18 protein-coding genes and 10 pseudogenes are annotated in these 22,379 nt (G+C 67.9%); 17 read left to right on the plus strand and 11 right to left on the minus strand.

What is annotated here, in order from left to right; all coding sequences use genetic code 11:
- Positions 1-211 precede the first annotated feature (211 nt).
- Entirely contained in the window at positions 212-553 is a 342-nt protein-coding gene (locus tag ACZ69M_RS50425) for a DUF5713 family protein (RefSeq protein ID WP_470060436.1), read from the plus strand.
- Positions 554-578: 25 nt separating this feature from the next.
- Here ACZ69M_RS50425 and ACZ69M_RS50430 read toward each other — a convergent pair.
- Positions 579-1,166: pseudogene (locus ACZ69M_RS50430) on the minus strand (IS5 family transposase); the annotation flags it as partial.
- 47 nt (positions 1,167-1,213) lie between these two features.
- Between ACZ69M_RS50430 and ACZ69M_RS50435 the strand changes: the two are divergent.
- The 6 genes and pseudogenes from ACZ69M_RS50435 to ACZ69M_RS50460 form a co-directional block, all read left to right on the plus strand.
- Positions 1,214-1,929, plus strand: a pseudogene (locus ACZ69M_RS50435) (IS5 family transposase); the annotation flags it as partial.
- 136 nt (positions 1,930-2,065) lie between these two features.
- Complete coding sequence (locus tag ACZ69M_RS50440; protein WP_470060437.1) at positions 2,066-2,665, plus strand: SMI1/KNR4 family protein; 600 nt, start codon at positions 2,066-2,068, stop codon at positions 2,663-2,665.
- 97 nt (positions 2,666-2,762) lie between these two features.
- Positions 2,763-3,107 (plus strand): hypothetical protein, encoded by a 345-nt coding sequence (locus tag ACZ69M_RS50445; protein WP_470060438.1) that lies wholly within the window; start codon positions 2,763-2,765, stop codon positions 3,105-3,107.
- A gap of 243 nt (positions 3,108-3,350) precedes the next feature.
- Positions 3,351-3,472 (plus strand): annotated as a pseudogene (locus ACZ69M_RS50450) (DUF6207 family protein); the annotation flags it as partial.
- Between the two features lie 56 nt (positions 3,473-3,528).
- Positions 3,529-3,820 (plus strand): annotated as a pseudogene (locus ACZ69M_RS50455) (transposase); the annotation flags it as partial.
- A gap of 81 nt (positions 3,821-3,901) precedes the next feature.
- The gene (locus ACZ69M_RS50460) at positions 3,902-4,231 is read left to right on the plus strand and encodes a hypothetical protein (RefSeq protein WP_470060439.1); all 330 of its coding nucleotides are present in this window, start codon (positions 3,902-3,904) and stop codon (positions 4,229-4,231) included.
- Between the two features lie 8 nt (positions 4,232-4,239).
- Here ACZ69M_RS50460 and ku read toward each other — a convergent pair whose 3' ends face one another.
- Positions 4,240-5,166: a non-homologous end joining protein Ku gene (ku, locus tag ACZ69M_RS50465; protein ID WP_470060440.1), complete on the minus strand. Its 927-nt coding sequence runs from the start codon at positions 5,164-5,166 to the stop codon at positions 4,240-4,242.
- Positions 5,167-5,368: 202 nt separating this feature from the next.
- On the opposite strand from ku, the gene ACZ69M_RS50470 reads away from it, so the two are divergent.
- On the plus strand, positions 5,369-6,001 hold the full coding sequence (locus ACZ69M_RS50470) for a DUF2461 family protein (protein WP_470060441.1): 633 nt from the start codon (positions 5,369-5,371) through the stop codon (positions 5,999-6,001).
- Positions 6,002-6,633: 632 nt separating this feature from the next.
- On the opposite strand, the pseudogene ACZ69M_RS50475 reads toward ACZ69M_RS50470, so the two are convergent.
- Positions 6,634-6,839 (minus strand): annotated as a pseudogene (locus ACZ69M_RS50475) (hypothetical protein).
- A 341-nt stretch (positions 6,840-7,180) separates the two neighbouring features.
- Here ACZ69M_RS50475 and ACZ69M_RS50480 point away from each other — a divergent pair.
- On the plus strand, positions 7,181-8,368 hold the full coding sequence (locus ACZ69M_RS50480) for an IS110 family RNA-guided transposase (RefSeq protein WP_470060442.1): 1,188 nt from the start codon (positions 7,181-7,183) through the stop codon (positions 8,366-8,368).
- Here the strand turns inward: ACZ69M_RS50480 and ACZ69M_RS50485 are convergent.
- Entirely contained in the window at positions 8,365-9,219 is an 855-nt protein-coding gene (locus tag ACZ69M_RS50485; RefSeq protein ID WP_470060443.1) for an alpha/beta hydrolase, read from the minus strand. The genes ACZ69M_RS50480 and ACZ69M_RS50485 overlap by 4 nt on opposite strands.
- A gap of 450 nt (positions 9,220-9,669) precedes the next feature.
- On the opposite strand from ACZ69M_RS50485, the gene ACZ69M_RS50490 reads away from it, so the two are divergent.
- From ACZ69M_RS50490 to ACZ69M_RS50505, 4 genes and pseudogenes are all read left to right on the plus strand, one after another.
- Complete coding sequence (locus ACZ69M_RS50490; RefSeq protein ID WP_470060444.1) at positions 9,670-10,260, plus strand: RNA polymerase sigma factor; 591 nt, start codon at positions 9,670-9,672, stop codon at positions 10,258-10,260.
- Complete coding sequence (locus tag ACZ69M_RS50495; RefSeq protein WP_470060445.1) at positions 10,257-11,183, plus strand: hypothetical protein; 927 nt, start codon at positions 10,257-10,259, stop codon at positions 11,181-11,183. The genes ACZ69M_RS50490 and ACZ69M_RS50495 overlap by 4 nt, the downstream gene beginning before the upstream one ends.
- A gap of 353 nt (positions 11,184-11,536) precedes the next feature.
- Positions 11,537-11,692 (plus strand): annotated as a pseudogene (locus ACZ69M_RS50500) (DUF6193 family natural product biosynthesis protein); the annotation flags it as partial.
- Positions 11,693-11,793: 101 nt separating this feature from the next.
- Positions 11,794-11,955: pseudogene (locus ACZ69M_RS50505) on the plus strand (IS30 family transposase); the annotation flags it as partial.
- Positions 11,956-12,038: 83 nt separating this feature from the next.
- Here ACZ69M_RS50505 and ACZ69M_RS50510 read toward each other — a convergent pair.
- On the minus strand, positions 12,039-12,902 hold the full coding sequence (locus ACZ69M_RS50510) for a hypothetical protein (protein WP_470060446.1): 864 nt from the start codon (positions 12,900-12,902) through the stop codon (positions 12,039-12,041).
- Positions 12,903-13,946: 1,044 nt separating this feature from the next.
- Between ACZ69M_RS50510 and ACZ69M_RS50515 the strand changes: the two genes are divergently transcribed.
- A complete protein-coding gene (locus tag ACZ69M_RS50515) occupies positions 13,947-14,510 on the plus strand; it encodes a dihydrofolate reductase family protein (protein WP_470060447.1) in 564 nt (187 codons plus the stop codon).
- Positions 14,511-14,807: 297 nt separating this feature from the next.
- Here ACZ69M_RS50515 and ACZ69M_RS50520 read toward each other — a convergent pair whose 3' ends face one another.
- Positions 14,808-14,981: a hypothetical protein gene (locus ACZ69M_RS50520; RefSeq protein ID WP_470060448.1), complete on the minus strand. Its 174-nt coding sequence runs from the start codon at positions 14,979-14,981 to the stop codon at positions 14,808-14,810.
- A gap of 55 nt (positions 14,982-15,036) precedes the next feature.
- Here ACZ69M_RS50520 and ACZ69M_RS50525 point away from each other — a divergent pair, with 55 nt between their 5' ends.
- Together ACZ69M_RS50525 and ACZ69M_RS50530 are read left to right on the plus strand one after the other, a co-directional pair.
- The gene (locus ACZ69M_RS50525; RefSeq protein ID WP_470060449.1) at positions 15,037-15,276 is read left to right on the plus strand and encodes a hypothetical protein; all 240 of its coding nucleotides are present in this window, start codon (positions 15,037-15,039) and stop codon (positions 15,274-15,276) included.
- An 88-nt stretch (positions 15,277-15,364) separates the two neighbouring features.
- Positions 15,365-15,577, plus strand: coding sequence for a hypothetical protein (locus ACZ69M_RS50530; RefSeq protein WP_470060450.1), 213 nt, complete (start codon positions 15,365-15,367; stop codon positions 15,575-15,577).
- Positions 15,578-16,032: 455 nt separating this feature from the next.
- On the opposite strand, the gene ACZ69M_RS50535 is transcribed toward ACZ69M_RS50530, so the two are convergent.
- The 4 genes and pseudogenes from ACZ69M_RS50535 to ACZ69M_RS50550 all read right to left on the minus strand — a co-directional run.
- Complete coding sequence (locus tag ACZ69M_RS50535) at positions 16,033-16,731, minus strand: DUF4232 domain-containing protein (protein ID WP_470060451.1); 699 nt, start codon at positions 16,729-16,731, stop codon at positions 16,033-16,035.
- Positions 16,732-16,918: 187 nt separating this feature from the next.
- A pseudogene (locus ACZ69M_RS50540) lies at positions 16,919-17,259 on the minus strand (MFS transporter); the annotation flags it as partial.
- A gap of 264 nt (positions 17,260-17,523) precedes the next feature.
- Positions 17,524-17,658, minus strand: a pseudogene (locus ACZ69M_RS50545) (telomere-protecting terminal protein Tpg); the annotation flags it as partial.
- Positions 17,654-18,274: pseudogene (locus ACZ69M_RS50550) on the minus strand (transposase); the annotation flags it as partial. The pseudogenes ACZ69M_RS50550 and ACZ69M_RS50545, both read right to left, overlap by 5 nt.
- A 336-nt stretch (positions 18,275-18,610) precedes the next feature.
- Here ACZ69M_RS50550 and ACZ69M_RS50555 point away from each other — a divergent pair.
- Positions 18,611-21,214, plus strand: coding sequence for a SpoIIE family protein phosphatase (locus tag ACZ69M_RS50555; RefSeq protein ID WP_470060452.1), 2,604 nt, complete (start codon positions 18,611-18,613; stop codon positions 21,212-21,214).
- 125 nt (positions 21,215-21,339) lie between these two features.
- On the opposite strand, the gene ACZ69M_RS50560 is transcribed toward ACZ69M_RS50555, so the two are convergent.
- Positions 21,340-22,236 carry an RNA polymerase sigma-70 factor gene (locus ACZ69M_RS50560; RefSeq protein WP_470060453.1) on the minus strand — a complete coding sequence of 299 codons (897 nt, stop codon included), beginning with the start codon at positions 22,234-22,236 and terminating at the stop codon, positions 21,340-21,342.
- Positions 22,237-22,379 lie beyond the last annotated feature (143 nt).

The following is a 22,379-nucleotide window of genomic DNA, read 5'->3' on the forward strand; positions in this document are numbered from 1 at the left end:
CTTGCCCCGCATCAGGCACATCTGCCCCGAGAGCCCCATACCGGCTCGGTCTGCGAATCGACGCGAAACAACCTCGCCAGGACAAAACGCTCTTTTAGGGGGTGTTGTGAAAGTCCTGGTCGCGTGGGATCTGCCCTGCATGGGGAGCGTCGTTGTCAGTGGTGCTGTGGATGATCGGTGCGTCAGCTCATCGCGGGGGTAGGGAAACGCCATGCCGATCACAAACCAGCAGGTCGCGGGACACGCGTTCCTGCAGCCGATGTACGACGACCCGTACTTCCCTGATCACGTGGTCGACGGGGGGAAATCAATCCTGCTGCGGCTGTGCGAGCGCATTGAGACCGGGGAGCCGTCGGATCTGGAGACTCTGTATGGGCTCACCCAGGCTGCGACGGAGGAGTTCAACCTGCTGGACAGGGAGTTCGTGGCGGCTGGCAGCGGGATCGAGACGGTTGCGCGCGAGTGGATCTGCGATGAGTTTTGTTTCGTCGCGTCGGCATACGGGTTCACGGACGCGGATGCCGAGGTGCTGACCGCCGGCCGGGACTGGTGAACGAGGACGGGAAGGCCGCCTCCGTTCAAGGCCATTCGTTGAGAACTGCGATCAGCACGGTCGCCTCGTAGCGGACGGCGAGTTTGTCGTACCTGGTGGCGACCGCACGGTTCCTCTTGAGGCGGTTGATCCCGCACTCGACCGCATGGCGCTCGCGGTAGTCGGCCGGGTCGAAATGCGGAGGCCGGCCGCCGCGGGAGCCGAGCTTTTGGCGGTTGCGCGCCTGGTCTACCTTGTCCGGGATGGTGCAGCGGATCCCGCGGCGGCGCAGGTAGGCACGATTCTTGCGAGAGTACGCCTTGTCAGCACGCACCCGATCGGGGCGGACCCGTGGCCTCCCCGGCCCAAGGCGGGGCACACGGACCTTCTCCAGTACGGGTTCGAACTGCGGTGAGTCCCCGCGCTGCCCTGCCGTCACCACGATCGACATGGGCTTCTGACCATGCTCGACTGCCAGGTGGAGCTTGGTGGTGAACCCGCCGCGCGATCTTCCCAGCCCGTGATCATGAGGTTCGGTGAAGATGCCGCCTGGTGGTTCCTTCTGCAGGTTGCCCTGCTTGCGGGCTCCGGCCGCATGTTGATGGGCGCGGCAGACCGTGGAGTCGACGCTTAGAGATCGTCTCAACTGGCTCGATCACTAGGCTGACGGCCGTGATAGCGATGGTGGAGCGTCTGGTGCCGGATGGGTTGTGGAAGTTGTTCCAGCGGGTGGTGGCCGCCGCTCCGGTTCGACCGCAGGACGGTGGCCGGCACAGGTACGGGGACCGGCAGGTGCTGGCGGCCATCATCTTCGTGGCCACGACGGGCTGTAGATGGCGCCAGCTGCCGACGGGTTTCGGCCCGTCCGGACTGACCGCGCACCGACGGTTCACCGAGTGGAGTCGGGCCCGGGTGTGGGGCAAGCTCCACCGCCTGGTGCTGGACGAGCTCGGCGCCCGCGGCGAGTTGGACTGGTCGCGGTACGCGATCGACTCGGTGAACATGCGGGCGATGAAAGGGGGGACCTGACGGGCCCGAATCCCGTAGATCGCGGAAAGAAGGGCTCAAAGATCCACTTGATCACCGAGCGGACCGGTATGCCCCTCTCCATCGGCATCTCCGCAGCGAACACGCATGACAGCCAGGGCCTGGAACCCCTGGTACGGGGTATCCCGCCGATCCGCTCCCGCCGCGGACCGCGCCGTCGGCGGCCCGCCAAGCTCCACGCCGACAAGGGCTACGACTACGACCACCTGCGCCGATGACTCCGCACCCGACGCATCGTCCCGCGCATCGCTCGCAAGGGCATCGAGTCCTCCCAGCGGCTGGGCCGCCACCGTTGGACCGTGGAGCGGACGGTGGCGTGGCTGGCCGGGTGCCTTCGCCGGGATCGCCGCCGCCCTGATCTGCTACCGCAGGATGGTGACCTGACCGGCGAGGACGGCAGGCTGGCATGATCCATAACGCATTCGGACTATCCCGCCCTGCCGCTGGCCTGTTGCTCAGCGTCGATTCATACCAACGAGGTGTCCCATGACCGACTACCTGGCTGCCACCATGGCGATGCTCGGGCCGGCCCAGAACCGCTATGCAGAGCCGTCGGCATGGGACCGCCTCCACGCCGATCTCGGCATACGGCTGCCGGCCGACTACCGGGTGATCGTCGACGCATACGCCCCGATCCAGCTCAACGGCCATCTGCACTTGTCCCACCCCGCGACCGAGCGCTGGAACCTGGTCCAGTGGATCCGGGACACCATCCAGGCGTGGTCAGAAGTGCCCTGGGACGAGCTCGACCTAGACGCGGATGAGGACCCCCGCCAGCTCTTCGGACTCGAGGAGTTGAGCTTCGGCACCCGCAACGGCCTGTGGCCGATCGCGAGCACCGACCGAGGAGAGACGATCTTCCTTGACGCAGCCGCTGATGCCACCAGGCTCGTGGTCAACTATGACGAAACCTGGGCAGAGCACCGCATGAGCTTCACCGAATGGCTCTATCGCTACCTGATAGGCGAAGACATGACCGGCCCCAACAGCTCAGCCTTCTATCCAGGCCCCGTGAAACTGCAGCACCTCCCGATGTCTGCCGGCGAACGCCCCGAGCCTTGGTACGGCCCAGACCGCGGCATGTGAGGCGCCGGCACGCACCGGCAGGGGACGGCCCCAAACGAGATGACCTCTAAGGGACACAGGACGCTCACGTCGCCCGACCCGACCCAGGAGCCCCCTCATGACCGCGCACCGCATCACCGACGCCCTCAGCCGCCTCACCGCGGGAGGCCTGACAGCAATCGGCAGTGCGCCGTCCTGGGTCACGGTCCTCATCCTGCTCTCCACCCTGCTCGGGGCGGGAACCCAAGGCTTCACCGCGGTACTCGCCAGCATCTCCACCTTCCGCGCGGAGTCAGCGCAACGACGACAGCGCGACCGGCTCCTGAACCTCGCTGACCCCGACCGGGGCCTGACACACCTCGAACGCATCACGCGGCACGCCCCGCCCCCCGACCCAGCCTCAACCACCGACTCGCCCCCGCCCGACTCGAGCGACAGACCTCAGCCCGGACCACCCCCGTGACGAAACGGTGGGGGCCGACATGCTGTCGCCACCACGACCCAGACGCCGGGGGGTGAAGACGACCACTACGGGGATGCCACACCCCCGACCACGCCCGCTGCTGTGTTAGCGGTGCATGGCGCCCGTGATGGAGCGGTGGGGTCCGACCGTGCGCTACGTCAGCGCGCGCGTAGCTGCGCACCGGTCGGGTGAAACTGCTCGGGCGGGAGAACCTCCCGGAGGTGTCGCCACGTCGTGCCAGAGATGAGGCAGATCAATGACGCGCACGTGGCGCAGCCGGGGCCGGCCGTCGTGGAAGTCGCGGCCGCCGACAACCAGACGGCCTTGCCCTGCAGGAAGTACTCGCCACGCGATGGGCGACCGCGACGGCGGACCGTACGACACGCGTGCCCGGCGAGCCGGGCGTACGGCTGCGCTGCGGGTGCGAGGAGACAAGGCGTACTCCTCACGCGCCAACCGCGCCTACTTACGCCGGCGTGGGATCCCATCCACGATCCCGGAACCGGCTGACCAGGCCGGCCATCGCAAACGCCGCGGAAGCAGCGGTGGGCGTCCTCCGGCCTTCGACCGAGAGGACTACCAAGGCCAGGCATGCCGTCGAGTGCGGCATCAATCGCCTCAAGCGCAACCGGGCGGTGGCCACACGGTTCGACAAACTCGCCGTCCGCTTCGAGGCGACGGTCCACATCGCCGCGATCAACGAATGGCTGTGACCACACGGGACCGTCCGCCCCGCATGCCATCCTGGCCGCGGCAACCCGGCACCAACCTCGTCATCAGGGGGAGAACGGATCGTGGCGGCAACCTACTACTGCGCCGACAGCGAGAACGGGGACCACATCGATGACCCGTCCGAGGACGCCCTGTTCGACCTCATCAGCGAACTCAACGACTCGGACAACACGTTCATCGTCATCCAGCCCGACGAGGACGACCCTGCCTGGTTCGCCTCCGTGGCCGTCCTCGACGAAGGCGGCTACGAGATCGTCCTGCGTGACAGCACACGACGCGAACACAAAGTCACCACCGACACCGACATCAGCCGGATCGCCTACGACCTCATCATCTGGCTGGCCGCCCGCAACTTTCCAGGACGGCCAACCCAGCACACCAGCACCTTCTAAAACACGGCCTAGGCGCGCTGCCGCCGGGCCGGCTTCTTCGCCGCGGACTTTTTCGCGGCCTTCTTGGCGGGTGCCTTCCCCGCCGTCTTCCCGGCCGTCTTCTTCTTGGCCGTCGGCATCTCGTGGACCTCGGCATCTCCGGCGCCCTCGCCGCGCGCGGCCTGGGCCTTGCGGACGCTCTCCTGGAGGGCCGCCATCAGGTCGACGACCCGGCCGCCCGTTTCCTCGTCCTCGGTGCTCGGCTTGGACGGCTGTTGGCCCTCGGCCTTCGCCTCGATGACCGCCTCGAGTGCCTGGCGGTACTCGTCCCGGTAGCCGGAGATGTCGTCCGTCGTCATCGAGTCGATCAGCTGAAGGGCTTCGTCGATCTCGGAGTCGGTGACCTTGGCCTCCTTCGGTGCGAGCTCGGAGGGGTCGCGCACCTCGTCGTCCCACTTGAGCACGTGCGCGACCAGTACCCCGTCCCGCACGCGCAGCAGCACCAGGCGCTCGCGCCCGTGCCACGCCAGCTTCGCGACGGCCACCTTCGTGTTGCGGGCCAGCGCCCGGGCGATCAGGACGTAAGGCTTCGCCGCGACCGGGCCGTCGTACTGCAGGAAGTAGCTGTCGCCGCTCAGCCGTACCGGGTCGATCGACGCGGCCGGCACGAACGCGACGATCTCGATCACCTTCGCGGTCGGCAGCGGCATCCGCTCCAGCTCCTCGTCCGTGACCGCGACCAGCGTGTCCTTGGAGACCTCGAACCCCTTGCCGATCTCGCCCGCGGACACCTCGCGGTCCTCCGCCTCGCAGAACTTACGCACCCGCACCCGGCCCAAGTCCTCCGTATGGACCTGATGGAACCGGACCGAACGGTCCTCGGTGGCGCTCATCAGCTTCACCGGAATGTTCACCAAGCCAAAAGATATGGCGCCGCTCCACAGCGGTCGGGGCATGACAGACCTCCACGACGGCCCCGAGCACCACCCAGTGTGGGATCTCAAGTTCGGCTGCACAATCTCACCGCCCGCTCCATATCGACTGCACTCTCGACTCGCCGACGAACCCCGCCACAGCACCTCCCACCTTGTCCGGGGTCACGGCTCCCTACCCGTCTCACTCTCCGCGCGCGGACCATGAGTGAGCTAACCTGCCCGCATGCGCGGACAGTTCACCGGCTGGCCGGAGCAGGCCATGGACGTGTTGTGGCAGCTCCAGGGCGAACCGACCCACGCGACCCGCGAGCGCTATCGCGCGGACCGCGAACGCCTGGTCCGGCAGCCGATGATCGCCCTGCTCAACGAGGTCGCGGACACCGACCCCCGATACGAGGACTTCTCCGTCTGGCACTACCGCACCGACTCCTGGTGGTGGCAAAACCAGAGCGCGGTCATCCGGCTCAGCCGCAAGATCGAGATCGGTCTCCGGTTCGCCCTGGACGGCCTGCGGATCCAGGGCGCCTGGTGGTACCCCGATCCCGGCCAGGTGGACATGTTCCGCAAAGCCGTGGCCTCCGAGGGAAGCGGCCGCGAACTGTCCGCCATCGTCGAGGACCTGCGGAAGAAGGGCTACGACATCTCTGGGGACCTGATGAAACGCCCCCCACGCGGCTATCCGACGAACCACACCCGTACGAACCTGCTGCGCCACCGTTCGCTGATAGCCGCCCGTCCCCTCGGCTGCGAGGAGTGGCTGCACACCCCCGAGGCGGTCGACCGGGTCCTCTCGGCCGCCACCGACCTGGACGCCCTGCTCATGTGGCTGGTCCGCCACGTGAAGCGCGCCGCCTGACAACACGAGGGCGCCGCACAGCGCGGGAGGAACCACACCCGTGTCGCCAAACCTGGCGGGGATGCACCGAGAGACAACCGCAGACGAAGCAGCGTGAGGCACCGCGAGAAGCCGCAGGTCACAGCCTTGGTGAATGCAGCGAAGCGCGAGATCCTACAACCAGCCTACTAACCACCACGCCCACCGGCACGACGACACCCCACGGCCCATTCCTGCCCGCCCCGTGGTGGCACCCACCACGGACCAGGCCGCCCAACCGTCACGCTGGTTAGGCACAAACTGGTGGTGGAAATCGGCGTCGACGTCGCACGCGGCGCCTCCGGCGGGTGGCGCCACCCCGGACGCTTGCACCACGCCCGCCCCGGCCGACGCGCAACGCGGCTGAGCGCGCCCCGATCCCCGGCTGCGTCCGCGCCGCCTATCCCGCCCTTCCTCTCTCCTTCACTCCAGCCAAGAGACATGGGCGAAAGCGGCCGCAACGGGGATATCAGGCCCCCGACTACACCCGTATGCCGTGGTGACCTGGGCAAACTCCGAGCCGCCGTGAATGCTCGCGCAACCGTTGGTGCAACAGATGCCGCAACCCGGCGCGGTTCAGCGCTCCAGGGCAGCGCAGAGCGATCGGCCGGACCTCATACAGCCCGCGCCGATTCCCGCGTGCGGGCCAGCAGCCGCAGTTCGGTGCGTGCTGCCGGCACCGACGGGACGGTGTTCCAGTACGGGTGCCACCACAGACGTACGGACAGGCGCAGGAGGCGGCGGCGCAGGGCCGCGGTTTACGGGATCGACGTGCGGCGAGCGCTTCGTAGGTGGCGTTCCAGGCGTGCTGAGTCTGCATCAGGTCGTCGGGGAAGTGTGACCTTCAGTGATAGTTGGCCAGAGGCGGAGGCAACGCCGCTGGTGACCGGGCTGTGCTCAAGGACGGTTGGCCATTTTGCTCAGCGATAGTCGGCCTTACGTTCCAGGGACGGGATGGTCGAGCCCTTCGTATGGTTGGGCCGCCCAGGGGTGCCGGGTGTGGCTTTTAGTTGGCTGCCGTCCGTGGCTGCAGTGGCTTGGCCGCCCGACGCCCCACGACGACCCGGCCGCCAGATTGGGAAGTGCGAGCAGATCGCTGTGTAAGGCCACGCCGGCGAGGTCGTCCCTGGCACCCGCCACCCGCACGACGTCTGGAGCGCCATGAACCGGGTCTGGGCCGGCATCGACAGCGGCAAGACCCACCACCACTGCCTGGTCCTCAACGAAGGCGGCGAGATGCTCTTGTCCCGCCGCGTTGCCAACGACGAGCCGGAGCTCCTGAAGCTCCTTGACGCCGTACTCGCTCTCGGCGATCAGGTGACCTGGGCGGTGGACATGGCCGGCGGTGAGCCCGCCGTGTTACTCGCCCTGCTCGTCAATCACGGCCAGGAAGTCCTCTACATACCCGGCCGTGTAGTCAATCGGGCCAGTGACGGCTACCGCGGCGAGGGCAAGACCGATGCCCGCGACGCGCTGGTCATCGCCGACCAGGCCCGTATCCGCCGCGACCTCCACACGCTGCGGCCCAGCGATGAGAGCACCATCGAACTCCGGCTCCTGACGAACCGCCGCACCGACCTCGTCCGCGACCGCACCCGGTCCATCAACCGGCTGCGATCCGCCCTGACCGGCATGTTCCCGGCGCTGGAACGTGCGCTCGTCCTGACCAGCGCCGGACCGCTCGTTTTGCTGGCCGACTACCAGACTCCGGCAGCCCTGCGCCGCCTCGGGGCCGTTCGGCTCACCCGATGGCTGCGCGCCCGCGGCGTCCGTAGCCCGGAGGAGCTCGCGGGGAAGGCGGTGGAGGCCGCAGAGCGGCAGCACACCGCCGTTCCCGGCGAGGCTGTGATCGCCCGACTCGTCCGGACGCTCGCCCAGGAGGTCGGGGCTCTGAACGAGAAGGTCGCCGAGGTCGACCGGCTCATCGAGGCCAGGTTCCGGACGCACGAGCTGGCCGAGATCGTGGCCAGCATGCCCGGCATCGGTCCGCTGCTGGGTGCCGAGTTTCTTGCCGCGATCGGCCCCGACCTTGCGGGCTTCGCCAGCCCGGACGGACTCGCGGCATTCGCTGGCCTGGCGCCGGCACCGAACGATTCCGGGAAGCGCAATGGCAACCTGCACCGGCCGCGCCACTACCACCGGGGTCTCCAGCGCGTCTTTTACATGTCAGCCCTGACGAGCGTGCGTTACGACCCCAACTCCCGGACGTTCTACGACCGCAAGCGCGCTGAGGGGAAACGCCATACCCAGGCCGTGATCGCCCTTGCCCGCCGCAGAGTCAACGTCCTGTGGGCCCTGATCCGGGACGGTCGCCTCTACGAAGTGGCCCCGCCTCAGCCGACCGGCTAGTCAGGGTGATCGTCCGACCGCCACAGCCAGCGGAGGGCATCGGGGAGCAGGACTCCACCGTGGTTGGGGCTGTGGCCGCCGTCGCCCAGGACGAGGCGGAAGTCGTAGCCGGTTTCCGCAAGCGCGGCCGCGACGCGCAGGTTGTTGGCGAGCCAGTTACTCTCGGGCTCGTTCCAGCGCAGGTCACGATGGCCCGCTTGCAGGAAGATGCGCAGCGGCTTGCGGGGAACGCCGGGGATGAGTTCGGGGTAGGGGTTGCCGCCGGGCATCTGCGTGAAGCTGGACAAGTACCCGATGACGCCGCGGAACTTGTCCGGGCGCAGCCAGGCTGCGGTAAAAGCGCAGTTGCCGCCACTGCTGCCACCACAGATGCCCCACCGGTCGGGGTCCGCGGTGATCGTGTACCGCCGCGTGACCTCGGGGATGATCTCGTCCAGTAGGAAGCTGACGTATCGGTCGTCGAATGCGTCGTACTCGGTGTTGCGGTTCTTCGGGTCCTCGGCGTCGGGGAAGACGCCGGGGTCGACGAACACGCCGATGGTGACCGGGATGTCGCCGCGGTGGACGAGGTTGTCCAGGACGATCGCGCCGCGGACCTCTCCTTCGGGGTCGAGGTACCACCATCCGTCCTGGAACACAATTAGCGACGCCGGCTGTGCGGGGTCGTACTGGGCGGGCACGTGAACCCAGAACTTCCGGGACGTGCCCGGGTAGATCGCGCTGTCGTTCCAGCCGAACTCGATTGTCTCACCGACAGGCACGCCAGGCTGGACAGCCGAGTCGGGGCCGCGGGCGTAGCGAACGTCCGACTGGTCAACCGGAAGCGGCTGGTAGGGCACCTCGATCGTCACGCGGGCCAACCTAAGAGAGATCGCGAGCCCTCTCAAAGGGGTTTAATGCCCAAGTCTCACGGCTTGACTTCTCCATTGGGAAGCCACTGCGGCCTCGACGTCATCAGGAGCTGTGCGGAGGCGTGCTTCGTGAGGTGGAGCCAGGTGCGTCCCCACTGCTTGGACGACTTCGCTGGTGCGGCGCTAAGTTCAGAGCTCTCACCCTTCACGTAGAGATCTGCGCCGCCACTGGCGAACGTGGCCGGGCCTTGGTGTGCGCCGCTTTCCAGAGCCGCCCTGCCCGCAGTCCGAACCGACGTGCGATGCCGCCTAGATGAGGCGGCGAGGCGCCGGGCGCCATGACGCCCGATCGTTGTTGCCGCCCTTGCTGGGGAGGGACGCGAACGCAACTGGCGCGGTGTGACAAGTACGGGGTGAGACCGTCGTCCGGCGGTCGGAGACGGAGCTTCCGTGGAATCGGAGCACGACGCGTACGGCGATCGTGACAGTGACACCCAACTGTCCATGTCCGCCGAGGATCCGGCGGCGTTCACGCCCCTGGTCGAGAGGTACTCGGTGGCCCTGCACGGCTACTTCGCGCGGCGGATGCCCGGCGCGGCGGACGATCTGCTGGCCGAGGTCTGGCTGCAGGCGTTCGCTGCGCGGCGCACGTTCGATGCCTCGCGCGGATCCGCGCGAGGCTGGCTGTTCGGGGTGGCCCGCAATGTCCTCGCCGGCACTGTGCGGCGGGCGGCGCGGACAGAGGCCCCGCTGGGGGAACAGGTCACCGACCCGTGGCAGGCGGTGGACCAGCGGCTGGACGCGGCGGCGCTGGCGCCCGCGTTGCGTGGCGCGCTGGCCGAACTGCCCGCAGAGGAGCGGGAGGTGATGCTCCTCGTCAGCTGGGAGCGACTGACGCCGACCGAGGCGGCTGCCGCCGTGGGCATCCCGGCAGGGACGGCCCGCTCGCGGCTGCACCGGGCTCGGGGCCGGTTGCGCGAACGGCTTGCGCCGGCTCGCCAGGCCGGCCGGCGCCCTGCCGTGACGGGAGACCTGGCATGAGTACACACGACATGGAGGAGACGGGCATGACCGAGCGGCAGGTACTGATGGACTTCCCGGGCGCCGAGGCGCTGCAGGCGGCGGGCCGGGTCGAGCCTCCGTCGGCGCAAGTGCTGGCCCGGGCGCTGGCGGCGGTCGAGGAGGCCGTCCGGGAGGACGCGGGCCGGGCCGCGCCGCGGATGGAGGTGGGGAAGGACGCCGTGTTGACGCCGTTGCGCAGGCGCCGTCGCGTTCTCTCCGTCCTGGCGTTGGCCGCGGTCGCGGCCGGCGTCACGGTGACGGGCGTGAACATGGGAGCGGGCACCCGGCACGGGACACAGGCGCAGTCCGCGTCGGTCTTCCTGAACAACGTCGCCGAGGTCGCCGCCACGCAGTCGGCCGGCTCGGGGAGGTACTGGAAGGTCCGAACCGATTCTGCCGAGTCGTACATCACGCGCTCCATGAACGCTACCTACGTCACCTCCGGCAAGACCCCCCGCACGACACGGTTTCCCGGCTGGAGGCTCGGGTCGAAGACCTACGACTGGAACGGTCTGGACAGGCTGACCACGAACCCGGCGCAGCTGCTGCGGCAGATCGAGACCACGACCAAGGCCTCCGCCGACGAGGACGAGGACGCGGGAACGCTCGGCTTCGTGCAGGCGACCACCCTCCTCGCCAACGCCCCGGCCAGCCCGCAACTGCGCAGCGGTGTGTTCAGGGCGCTGGCCGAGCTGAAGAGCGTGACCGTCGTCGGTACCGTCAAGGACAGCACCGGGCGCACCGGGACGGAGCTGGCCTACCGCGGGGATGTCGGCACCACCAAGGTGATCATCGCCCCGAAGACCGGCACCCTCCTGGAACTCATCGAGCCGTGGCGGAGTGAGAAGGACCAGCGCCGGGTGACGTACCTGTCCGCCGGCCTGACCAACACGATCGGCTGACAGACCGACGCGGAACGGCGCACGGTCCCGCCCTGGACCGTGCGCCGTGGCCGCGGGGCCCGTCGGCACCCCTCGCATGTACCCCGGGGCATCCACCAAGCGCGGCATGACCGGCCCATACCAGTAGGACGGTTCCGACGCAGCAGTTGGGCAGCGCGAGACGAGATCTCGCTCAAGTGTGCCGGGACACGATAGTTGGAAGCGCGATTGGCAGTGACCTGGAGCCTCGGACCCTGCGGGACACGCTGGTTGGAATCAAGTGGTCACGGTTCTTGGAACCAGCGTCGAATTGCCATCGTTGTTGGAGCCGGATCCGGACAACCGGCTTCCGCAGCGCGGGGATGATGGTCACCATGGATACGACACCACCGGACCAGCATGCCTTGGCCGAAGCGGGTTGGCAGAAGGTTCGCGACGACGGGCGGGTCCGTCCGGAACTGCTCGAAGCCGCCTACGCCGAACCCCGCCTACGCCAGCTGTTTCCCTGGACGGGAATGGGAGAGCTGCACTTCATCTACGGCCGGGGCCAGGACCTGCACCACCTCAAGGCGCAGATCGGCGACGCCGCCAGACACCGTGAGCAGACGCAGAGTCCACCGGACATCCAACAACTCCGCGTTTCCTGCGCCAGCACTTCCCCAAGAGCACAGACTTGTCCGTCCACACCCGCGAGCACCTCGACGCCGTCGCCGCCGAACTCAACCGCCAACCACGCAAAACGCCCGGCCGGAAAACCCCAACCGAGCGCCTGCATAAACTGCTCGCAGCCTGATCAACCGACCACGTGTTGCAACGACCCCTGAAATCCGCCCTCTTTTCTGGCGGAGCTTCAGTTCAGGGAAATCGGCTGTCGGACTACGGTTCCCCTGGGCTCTCCCACTGCACCCTGTTCACCCCGTCCGAGTCCGGTACCACGGCGCACCAATCGCCCATCACTCTGTCCGCCAGCATGAGTGAGAAACCCTCACCCGTGACCTCGGAGAGCGTATCGGCGCCACCGGGGTAGGACCGGTAGGCCAACTCGCCGGGCAGCAGCGGGGCTACGAAGGCGGTGAAGTCGTCCTCCAGTAGTTCAGGCCTGGGTTGCAACTCCGGCTCGGTAGCCACGCAGACCAGTGAGCGTGGCCGCATGAGTCGGGCTAGCTCGGCTGCGTTCTCTCGGGTCACGCTGAACCATCTGCACCCGTAAGCGCCGTACGCCCAGCGCTCGCACAACAACGTGAAGCGTTCGGAGACCTCCGCCACCGTCGCCCAGAAACTCTCGTCCGCGACAGCATCGACGGGCTTCGAGATCTCTGTGGGCTCAGGAGCTGCGTCGCGCCACTGGAGAATCACGCCCTCGCCATGGAGCTCCGCCAGATCGGCGGCTACCGCTCGTGTCGTGTAGAGGTGTACAGCCCCGTCCCATCCCGACTCGATCTGAAGCCGCCCCGGGGTGGAAAGCCGACAGTACGGCCCACGCCCGGCCGCCATTCCCTCGACAAGATCAATCGCTTGCGGGATCTGGACCTCCGCTCCGTTGCAAAGGCCGGGGTACCCGTCGGGAAGGGGTTCACTCACCAGCAGCTCGCCGACCTCCAGGAAGCCAGCGCCGCTCTTCTCGATCGCCGCTCCGAGCATCTGGCGCAGTTCCGCCGCATAGGAACTCCAGGCAGCTGCGTCTGCCGGCTCCTCTCGCACGCGCTCGCTGCGAGGGCTGATGATCAGCTCCTTGCTCATTTCGCCAGCCATGTGAGTCCCCCGCAGCTCTCCGTTCGGCCCGATGTCCAATCCGTAGGTTCCGTCTCGGGCCGAGTCCTTGGTCGACTGGAAGGGATTCCGGAAATTTGCCCCCCCTTGAATACGGCGTCCTTATTGTGTCCGGTCCGGTCGTAGGTAATGTACCGAGGCTGGCCGCCCCCCCCCCCCCCGCTTTCTTGTTCTCCCAGATAGCGGTCTTACCTGCGGACACTTGCTTGGTCTTCGTGTACCCCAAGTTCTTCGCAATATCGTCGGTTTGCGCACGTGTGAGCGCGTTGAGATTGCATTCGCTGTTGTGGACGAGGACCGGAGTGGCTCCCGCCAGCACATAGTACGTGTGCAGGCCCTCGACAGCCGGTTCAACCGGTCGGAGCCGCGGGAGTCGACGGACGGCAAGTCTGTGTCTTTGGGGTGGCCGGGGAAACCGTAGAGGGAGGGACTGACGCAGCGACTTCGAAGCAGTGGCGGGCCGACCCGGTGGGCTGGCCGATCGGCCGGGGCCTGCCGCAGCGCCAGGAGTGCGGCGACTCGCGGTGCGACGACGGCACGCAGCGGGGATCTGCGGCCCATCGGCGTGCCCGGCGAACCCGACCACCCGGGCCAACTCGCTGCGAGCGGCGGCCTCCACCAGGCGGCGGGCGGCCGGACGCTCCAGCCGCGCCCACACCAGCCGGACCGGGGCCGACCCTGCGCGAGATACGCGCCTGCGGCCACCTGCGTGGGGCGGGGTGTGGTGCGCGCGGGCGTCGATCCTTTCCCCCGCAACGTCTGCCCGGACCTGGACCTGTGGGGTCTCGCCGCCGATGACATGTCAATCTTCTGCGACCTGCTGGTTCTCTGTTGTCTCACCGCGATGTCACCCAAGATCAGTCTCAGATCGATGCCATTTCCCCGGCGGAACGATGAGTCTGCGACTGAGCCACCGAGCACGAGGACTACATGTGAGCTCAGATCGCGCACCGATGAGTTTCCCGCGTCGCGCCGGTCTGTACGCATGAGACCGACTCACAGAAGGCTGGCGCCATGCGGAAACTGATCTACGGCATGAACCTGACCCTGGACGGCTACATCGCCGCGCCCGGCGACGACATCGGCTGGAGCGTGCCGAGCGACGAGCTGTTCCAGTTTTGGTCCGACCAGTTGCAGGCGACCGACCTGTCGCTGTACGGGCGCAAGCTGTGGCAGACGATGAGCTCCTACTGGCCGACCGGTGACCAGCAGCCCAACGCCACCCCGGCGGAGATCGAGTTCGCGCGCCGCTGGCGGGACATGTCGAAGGTGGTGTTCTCCTCGACGATCGACAAGGTCGACTGGAACACCCGCCTGGTCACCGGCGACGCGGTCGCCGAGATCACCCGGCTCAAGGCCGAGGACGGCGGCCCGATGGACATTGGCGGCGCGACGCTCGCCGGGGCGGCCATGCGGGCCGGGCTGATTGACGAGTACGTGCTGGCCACCGCGCCGGTCCTGGTGGGCGGCGGCACGCCGTTCTTCACCGCGCTGGACAACTGGGTGAACCTGAACCTGGTGGAGACGCGGACGTTTCCCGGCGGCGTGATCCTGACCAGGTACGAGACGAGGCGCTGAGCGCCCGTCCGGGAGTCACGGGCCATATGCTCCGCGGGTGACACCCCCTGGGTGACCCGGACTACCGCCCGATCCACCCAAACGAGTGAAGCCCCTGAACTGCAAGTCTCCTGGTCCTCGCTGTCCTTGTGCTGCACAGTGCAGCGGGTGCAGCACTGTGCAGCGCCACGGCCGCTTGATCAGGCAGCGTCGCCGGTGGGCGAAGGGCGGTCGTCCAGAACGATGGTGGTGACCTGGGCGCCGTCAGGCCGAGTGTGTGCGGTGTCAGCTTGCCGCCGCGGAGGCCCCAGCACGGGGTCACACCAACTCGGCGAGCGACTCGACGGTCTGCCAGTGCTTGAGGTACTCGACGGCCGCGTGCGGGTTCGTGTTGCGGTTCTTCACCAACCGGGTGCGCTCCAGTACAGCGTCGTTGTCCGGGAACAGCGTCACACCCTCGCGGCATCCGACGTCTGCATCGTCTGCGGCCACGGCGCCGCCCCACCTCTGGTGGCCCGCCCTCGTCCCGGCCCAGACCGCCGTAGAGATGGATCCGGTCGCCATCCGGACCGCACTCCCCCGCGAGCCGATCGCGGGCAGCGTCGCCGCGGACCGGCTCGCCGAAGCGCTCGGCACACCGAACCAGGCTGGCGAGCGGGCGAACGTGACCGCGTTCGAGGAGCCGACAAGACTCGTACCGATCACCGGTCTCCACCAGCCGTCCCCACCGAGGAACCACCAACGTCCTCAGGTCCCGCCCGGGCGCATCGTCCATCACGACCGGTGACCGTAGCGACCGCAGGCAGCATCCGCCCCCTGAACTGCCCAATTCCCACTGTTCGTTCAGTCAACGGGGCGTCCGATGCCCGGTCCTCATGGTCTCCCCAACAGAAAGGCCGCGGCTGGCAGAGATCCGCGACAACCTCGCCGACCGGATCGCCGAAGCCCAGCGCGAGGGCTGGCTCGGCGAAGTCGAAGGGCTCTCCGTCAGCCTCGCCGCAGCGCAGGAGAAGCTCCACCAACTCGACATCCAGCAGGAGCGAAGGGGCTCCCCGTCTTCATGGGTATTCCAAGGTTCGACCAGATGATCCCTCGCAGGAACGAGGCATGGGACCTGTGAAAGCCGACCAGTCAAGCCCCGCACGGTCGTCCGCGAGGATCACCGATCGTTGGCTTCTGCCGCTCGCCCTCGGGCGTGAAGGTCAACGACCTGCGGAACGAGCCCACGCCGAAGCGCACTGCGAGAAGCCGCGGTTGCTCGTGCTCGGGCGGCCACGATTCAGTCCCTGGGCCGCTGCCGTTCCACAAGTGGAAGACCACCATCGGCTGCTGCGGATCCTCAGTGAGGTAACCGAGCGTCTTCCCGTACAGAGGATTGTTCCCTCCGAACAGCACAGACAGAGGGAGAACCGAACTCTGCCGTCACGTCGTCCAAAGGGCGGTCTCCGGTGATCTCGCCGAGTCGCCGGCCGCCCGGGAGCCTTGCGAGTTGCTGACCGTAGACGTGCTGGAAGGCGGTGACGCGTCACTGGCCGACGGGCCGTCAGAAGTCGTACGGCTTCTTGGTGCTCCAGTTCAGCACGTCGGCCTCGTTCCAGCTGAACTGCGGCTTCTGGCCCTTGGCGTCGACGGAGTAGAAGGGGCCGTTGTGACCGTCCGCGCCGCGCAGCGCGATGGCGAACGACTGCGCCGTGTGGTTCTTCGAGCCGTAGTCGAAGAGGTTCACCGCGCTGTACGCCTTGCCTCCGGGCCGGAGCATGATGTGCTTGTCGCCGCCCGGGTTGTCCTTCTTCGAGTGCGGCAGTGCGGCGCCGTCGACGTCCCCGCCGAGCTTCACGGCCGGGTACGAGGTGACCCAGCATGGCTTGGTGCCCTCGTTCGACGCGGTGACCAGCAGGTGGTCGCCCTGCTGACCGGCGAACCGGTGCACCGCGGTGACCAGCATCTCGTCTCCGCGGCACTGCTGGGCGCCGGCCGTTGTGCCCTTGCTCGCGACCTGGTCCGTCCCGCCCGAGGCGGTCACCGAGCGCGCCCCCTCCTTGGGGTCACCACCGCTGTTGGCCTGCTCCGCACTGCCCTTGCCGTCCCCGTTGGACGCGGACCGGCTCTGCGCGGTACCAGCGGTGCGGTCGCCGCCCGCCGCCTTCGAGCCGTCGTCGGCGCCGCCGCAGGCGGTCAGGCCCAGCGCCAGCGCGGCGGTGACGGCGGCCAGGGCGGTACGGCGGGCACGGTGTGTGGTCATGATGAAAGTTCCCCCATGAGCTGTCAGGACGCGGCACCTCCCCTGCTCCCGCAGGGCGACCGGCCGCATCGGCTGTTTCGCTGCACCCCATGAGATGACGCCGGGACGGGCGTCGTTCATTCGGGTTTGTCCGCATTCGGTAACAAGGTAACTGGGCGCAGGCACGTCGGTGTTCACGCCGTGCCCGTCAGCGGTGCAGCGCCTCCGGCTGCTGCGGCACAGGGGAGGCCACCAGGCGCTCCCGCCCCGTCCGGAAAACGGTTCGCCAGCGGTCCACCGCGTACGCGACCCCCGCGACGCCCAGTCCCAGCCCAGCCAGTCCCAGCCCAGCCAGTGCCGCCCCGGCCGGCGCCGGTGATGTCACGCCGAAGCCTGGCCACGAGTGCCAGACCGCCGAGCCACACTCCCCGGCGTCGGCCAAGTTGGACGCGGCCTGGTTTGGCCGAGGACGCCAGGAACGGGGCCGCGGCGGCCTTCTCCGTGATCATCAGCTGGCGGGAAGTCGGTGATGAAGGCCGCTGCGCCGAGCGGCGGCGAAGAATCTCCGAAGGATGCGGGCCGCCGCCGATCCGGCTATGTCCCGTTCGACGTCATGATGTGCGACGCCTCTCCACACGATGACGCGACAGAACCTGACGAGGAAACACGCGGATCAACTGCTGAGAGTCATGAACTTCAACGTCTCGAGCGACGGAATCGGCGCAACCGCCTCCAACGGCCAACTCAAACACTCACTGGCCAATTGAAGCGCTCAGTCGCATCCGGGCTCGCAGGCTGTTCGGGAAACGGCCTCTACAGGTCGAACTCCAGGTGCTGGATGTCCGTGAAGCGGACCTCCTCCAGCTGGCCGGCGCGGCGACCGCTGTCCTGGAAGTACACCTCTTTGAGCGCTTCGTCGGCGATCTCCCGCAGTTCCTGGTCGCTGGCCGCCGGCGCCCACCCACATACCCAGCACGTCTCGTTCGCCTTCGGGATTGATACCGACGGCGATGCAGACCGGCCGGTTCGCGACCGCGCCATCCCTGATCTTGAGGACGATCGCGTCGATCATGACGACCGCGTAGACGCGGTCCAGAGGGCGCCGGCGCCAGGCCTCCAGCCCGGCGGTGACCTTGCCGGTGACCCGCGAGATCAGATCCCGTGAGACGTCCACGTCGTAGATCTCCGACAGACGGGCCTGGATCTCCCCGGTTGTCAGCCCTTTGGCAGCCGGCCCGGTCCCGCGGAACTTCCAGTTCGACCGGCCCGACGTCTGTCAACACCGTCTTGCGTGACGTCCCGTTGCATGAATTCCCCGAGCCACCCCGGTCTTGTCACCCCTCTCGCAGCCGAGGTGTTCACTCACCTCAGCCTCAAGCGCGCCCTCCAGAACCAGCTTGACCAGGCCGGACAACAACCCGCCCTCGCCCATCAGATTCAGCCCCTCACGCCGGGCCCGCTCCACCAGCTGCTCGGCCATGTCCCGATCCAGCTCGGCCGCTCTCGCCAACTCAGCCACCGTCCCTACGATGCTCTCGCGGGGCGACTTGTCCTTGATCCCCATCGGTGATCCTTCCCGGCAGAGGCCACGCCTCGCGCCATCCGGGACATACGCAATCTTCAGGACAGTCCCCCGGCCCGGGTCGGCCGGCGGGAGTCGCGCTGATCCATGTGACGAACGGGTCGCGCCGGCCGTCGTCGTACTGGCGGCGCGGAATCGCGTGGCGCGCGGTCACCGCTGTGAGCTCTGCGCTCGTCCGCGACACCTGGCCTGTCACAAATCCAGGCGTTATCTCGTCAATGGACAAGAGGCCGTAAAACGGGCCATATGACCCCTTCCCACGCATCGACCTCGAGCCCATTCCGCCATCTCTCCAGTGCATGAGGAGACCAGGTCGTCATGACCAACACTGCCGACGTCACACTCAGTGACAAGCTGAACACGCATGTGCCATCCGAGTCGCCGATCGCGATGCTCGATGACGAGGGGACGGTGATCGCCTGGACCCAGGCCGCGCAGCGGGTCGTCGGATACTCCGCCGGGGACATGGTCGGCCGTTCCGCCGAGGCTGTACTGCCATTCCTCGAGGAAGAGCCGACGATCTCCGCATTCGTCGAGCAGGACCGTGGCCGGAACGACTGGTGCGGCACGAAGGCGTTGCGCCACCGAAGTGGGCGGATATTCGACACCGGCGTGCGCGTCTCGGCGCTGCGAGGGCAGGAAGGATCGCGCCGGTGGCTTCTGTCCATGAGGGCCGCCCCGGGGCCCGGGACAGTGGCGGACGGCGAGGAGCAGGGGGCGCATCTCGCTCGCGTACCGGTCGGCATCGTCGTTCGTGACCTGCAGCTGCGGTGCACCTGGACGAACGTCACGATGGAGAGCCTCGACGGCACTTCCCCGGAGCGGCGCTTCGGGCGTCGGCTCACCGACGCGCGGTCCGATACCAAGACCGAAGCACTCGAAGCGGCGATGCGGCAGGTACTGGCCAGCGGCACCACCAAGGTCCACGAGTACCAAGCCTGGCCGGCGACGGGTCCGAGCCGGGGACACACGATGCGAGCCTCGTGCTTCCGCCTGCAGGACGCCGACGGGCAGGCGATGGGCGTGTGCACCATCAGCGTCGATGTCACCGAGAGCCGGAGGGCACGGGATCGCCTCGCCGTCCTCAGCCAGGCCGGCACCCGTCTCGGTAGGAGCCTGGACGTGCTGCAAACCGGCCAGGACCTGGCGGACCTCGCCGTGCCCCTGTTCGCCGACATCGTCGCCGTGGACCTGGAGCAGTCGGTTGCGCTCGGCGAGGGGCCGCCGGTCCGCTTCGGCGCGACCAGAGAGCGTCTTCCCTCCCTCCGACGTGCCGGTCTGTCCTCGATCCACCAGGGCGAGACAGAATGTCCGTGGTTGCGCGGTGAGCCGATCCGCTTGTCGCCCGCCTCTCCCCTCACCGACATCGTCGGCACGGGAAGGTCCCACCTGGAGCCGATCGTGGACATTGCACCCGGCACATGGATCGACCAGGATCCGGCACTGGCCCGGAAGATCCGCAGCACCGGCACCCACTCGCTGATGATCGTCCCCATCCGCGCCCGGCGCACCCTGCTGGGCACGGTGGTGTTCGCCCGCACCCAGGACCCGGCGCCCTTCCAGGAGGTCGATCTGCTCCTGGCCGAGGAGCTCGTCGGCCGCGCCGCGCAGTCGCTGGACAACGCCCGTCAGTACGCACGTGAGCAGACCACAGCCCTCACCCTCCAGCGAAACCTGCTCCCGCACAGTCTGAGGGGCGGCACGGCAGTCGAGGCGGCATCGCGCTACCTGCCCGCCGACATCGACCTCGGTGTCGGGGGCGACTGGTTCGATGTGATCCCGCTGTCCGGCGCCCGGGTGGCCCTCGTCGTCGGTGACGTGGTCGGGCACGGCCTCAACGCCGCCGCGACGATGGGCAGGCTCCGCACCGCGGTCCACACACTCGCCGATATGGAACTGCCCCCTGACGAACTGCTGACCCGTCTCGATGACACGGTCCAGCGGCTGGCGGAGGTCGACGGCGAGGCCCCGGAGGAGGCCCCCACGGCGGTGGGTGCCACATGTCTGTACGCGGTCTACGACCCGGGCACCCGGAAGTGCACGATGGCCGGGGCCGGGCACCCGCCGCCCGCGATCGTCGACCCGCAGGGCCGAGTGACCTTCCCCGCCCTTCCGACCGGCACGCCACTGGGCATCGGGGCCGGAGTGCCGTTCGAGGCGGTGGAAATGGAGCTGGCCGAGGGAAGTCTCCTCGCCCTGTACACCGACGGCCTGGTCGAGACCCGCGACCACGACATCGATGAGGGAATGCGCCGACTGGGCACCGCTCTCTCACAACCGGGGCAGTCCCTGGAAGATCTGTGCACCAGCGCGATGGAGAACTCCCCGAGTCAGGCGCCGTGCGACGACGCCACCCTGCTCCTCGTCCGCACGCGCTCGCTCAGCCCGGATCACGTCGCGTCCTGGACTCTCGCGAAGGACCGCACGACTGTCCCCCTCGCTCGGCATCTTGCCGCCTCTCAGCTGTCCGAATGGGGCTTGGAAAGCCTCCAGGACTCCACGCAGCTGATCGTCAGCGAACTGGTCACCAACGCCGTCCGCCACAGCTCGGGACCCGTCTGCCTGCATCTGATCCGGCACCAGGCCCTGAGCTGCGAAGTATCCGATTCCGAAGCAGGTTTTCCACGTCCGCACAGCCCTCGCGCCACCGACGAGAACGGCCGCGGCCTCATCCTGGTGTCCCAGCTGTCCCGTCGCTGGGGATCCCGGTCGATACCGGGCGGCAAGACCGTCTGGGCCGAAGTGGACCTGGCCACCGCGTCCTCACCCGCACAGGCCGCCGTCCGGCGGCCCGTACAGGCCGCCGTCGGGCAGCCCGTACAGGAGAAACCGGACCACCCCTCCTCGTCGCCGTCCTCCAACAGCCACGGATCCACGCCTCCGTCCTCGGCCGGCCCGTCCGCTTGGCTTGCCGCCGTGTGACCTGCCCGCGGAGGCGACGTCTTGTTGTGCTGGGAGACGATGCCGAAGGCGCGGGCAGCCCAGAACATCCTGACCTGTGCCAGCCCGCTCCGGGGCACCCTGGTGCAGAGTCGGCGAAGGCTGCCTCAGTTGTTCAGCGAAGCCAGGTAAGGAGCTAGTTTGGCCGGATTCGCGACCCACATGAGGCGTTCGATGCCTCGTGCCGATACATCGGCGTTCAGCAAGAGCGTCGGCCATCCGTCAGCAGAGACAAGGACGGCCGGCCTGCCGTTGGCCTCGACCCAGCGAACGTCTGCCTGAGGCCAGAAACGTGGGCCCCAGGCGGCAAGGAACTTGGAAACGTGCAGACGCCCGACGACCGGAATCTTGGATATCCCGCGCGCCCCTCCGCCGTCGGAGTAGCTGACCACGTCCTCAGTGAGAACCTCCTCGAGCGCGGACAGACTGCCTGTCTGTGCCGCGGCGAGGAACACCTCCAGCAGCCGCCGATGGTCGTCAGAGCTGACCGGCTCCCGGCGTTCCGCTGACAGATGCTTCCGGGCGCGGCTCACCAGCTGACGCGTATTGGCTTCGCTCGTCTCCAGGATGTCCGCGATCCGCTTGTACGGGTAGTCGAAGGCTTCCCTGAGAACGTAGGCAGCCCGTTCCACGGGGTTCAGTTTCTCCAGGAGGAAGAGAACCGCCATGTCGAGTGCCTCTGCCCGTTCCGCACCCACCTGCGGATCCACGTTTGTGTTGACGGGCTCGGGAAGCCAGGGCCCGACGTACGACTCACGCCGCATCCTGGCGGACTGGGCCAGACTGAGCGCCAGACGGGAGGTGACCGTTGTGAGGAACGCTGCCGGCTTGTCGATGTCGGCGTGGTTGGTGTTCTGCCACCGCAGCCATGCCTCCTGGACGATGTCCTCGGCTTCCACGGCACTACCGAGCACGCGGTACGCGATGCCGAAGAGCTGGGGACGCGCTGCCATGAACTCCCTCGTTGCCTGATCAAGGGAGCCCGTGTCATCCCCGGCGCGCATAGATGTCCTCCACTTCTTGATCACCATGCTACCGGGATTCATTCGCAATGCATCGGGCTTCAGCCCGGTGGTGAAGCGAATCTGAGGGTGGCGACGCGGAGCGTCGCCGCATCTGGTCCGGCGGAGCCGGACACGGCGTGTGC

Source organism: Streptomyces sp. NPDC107454 (assembly GCF_055582885.1).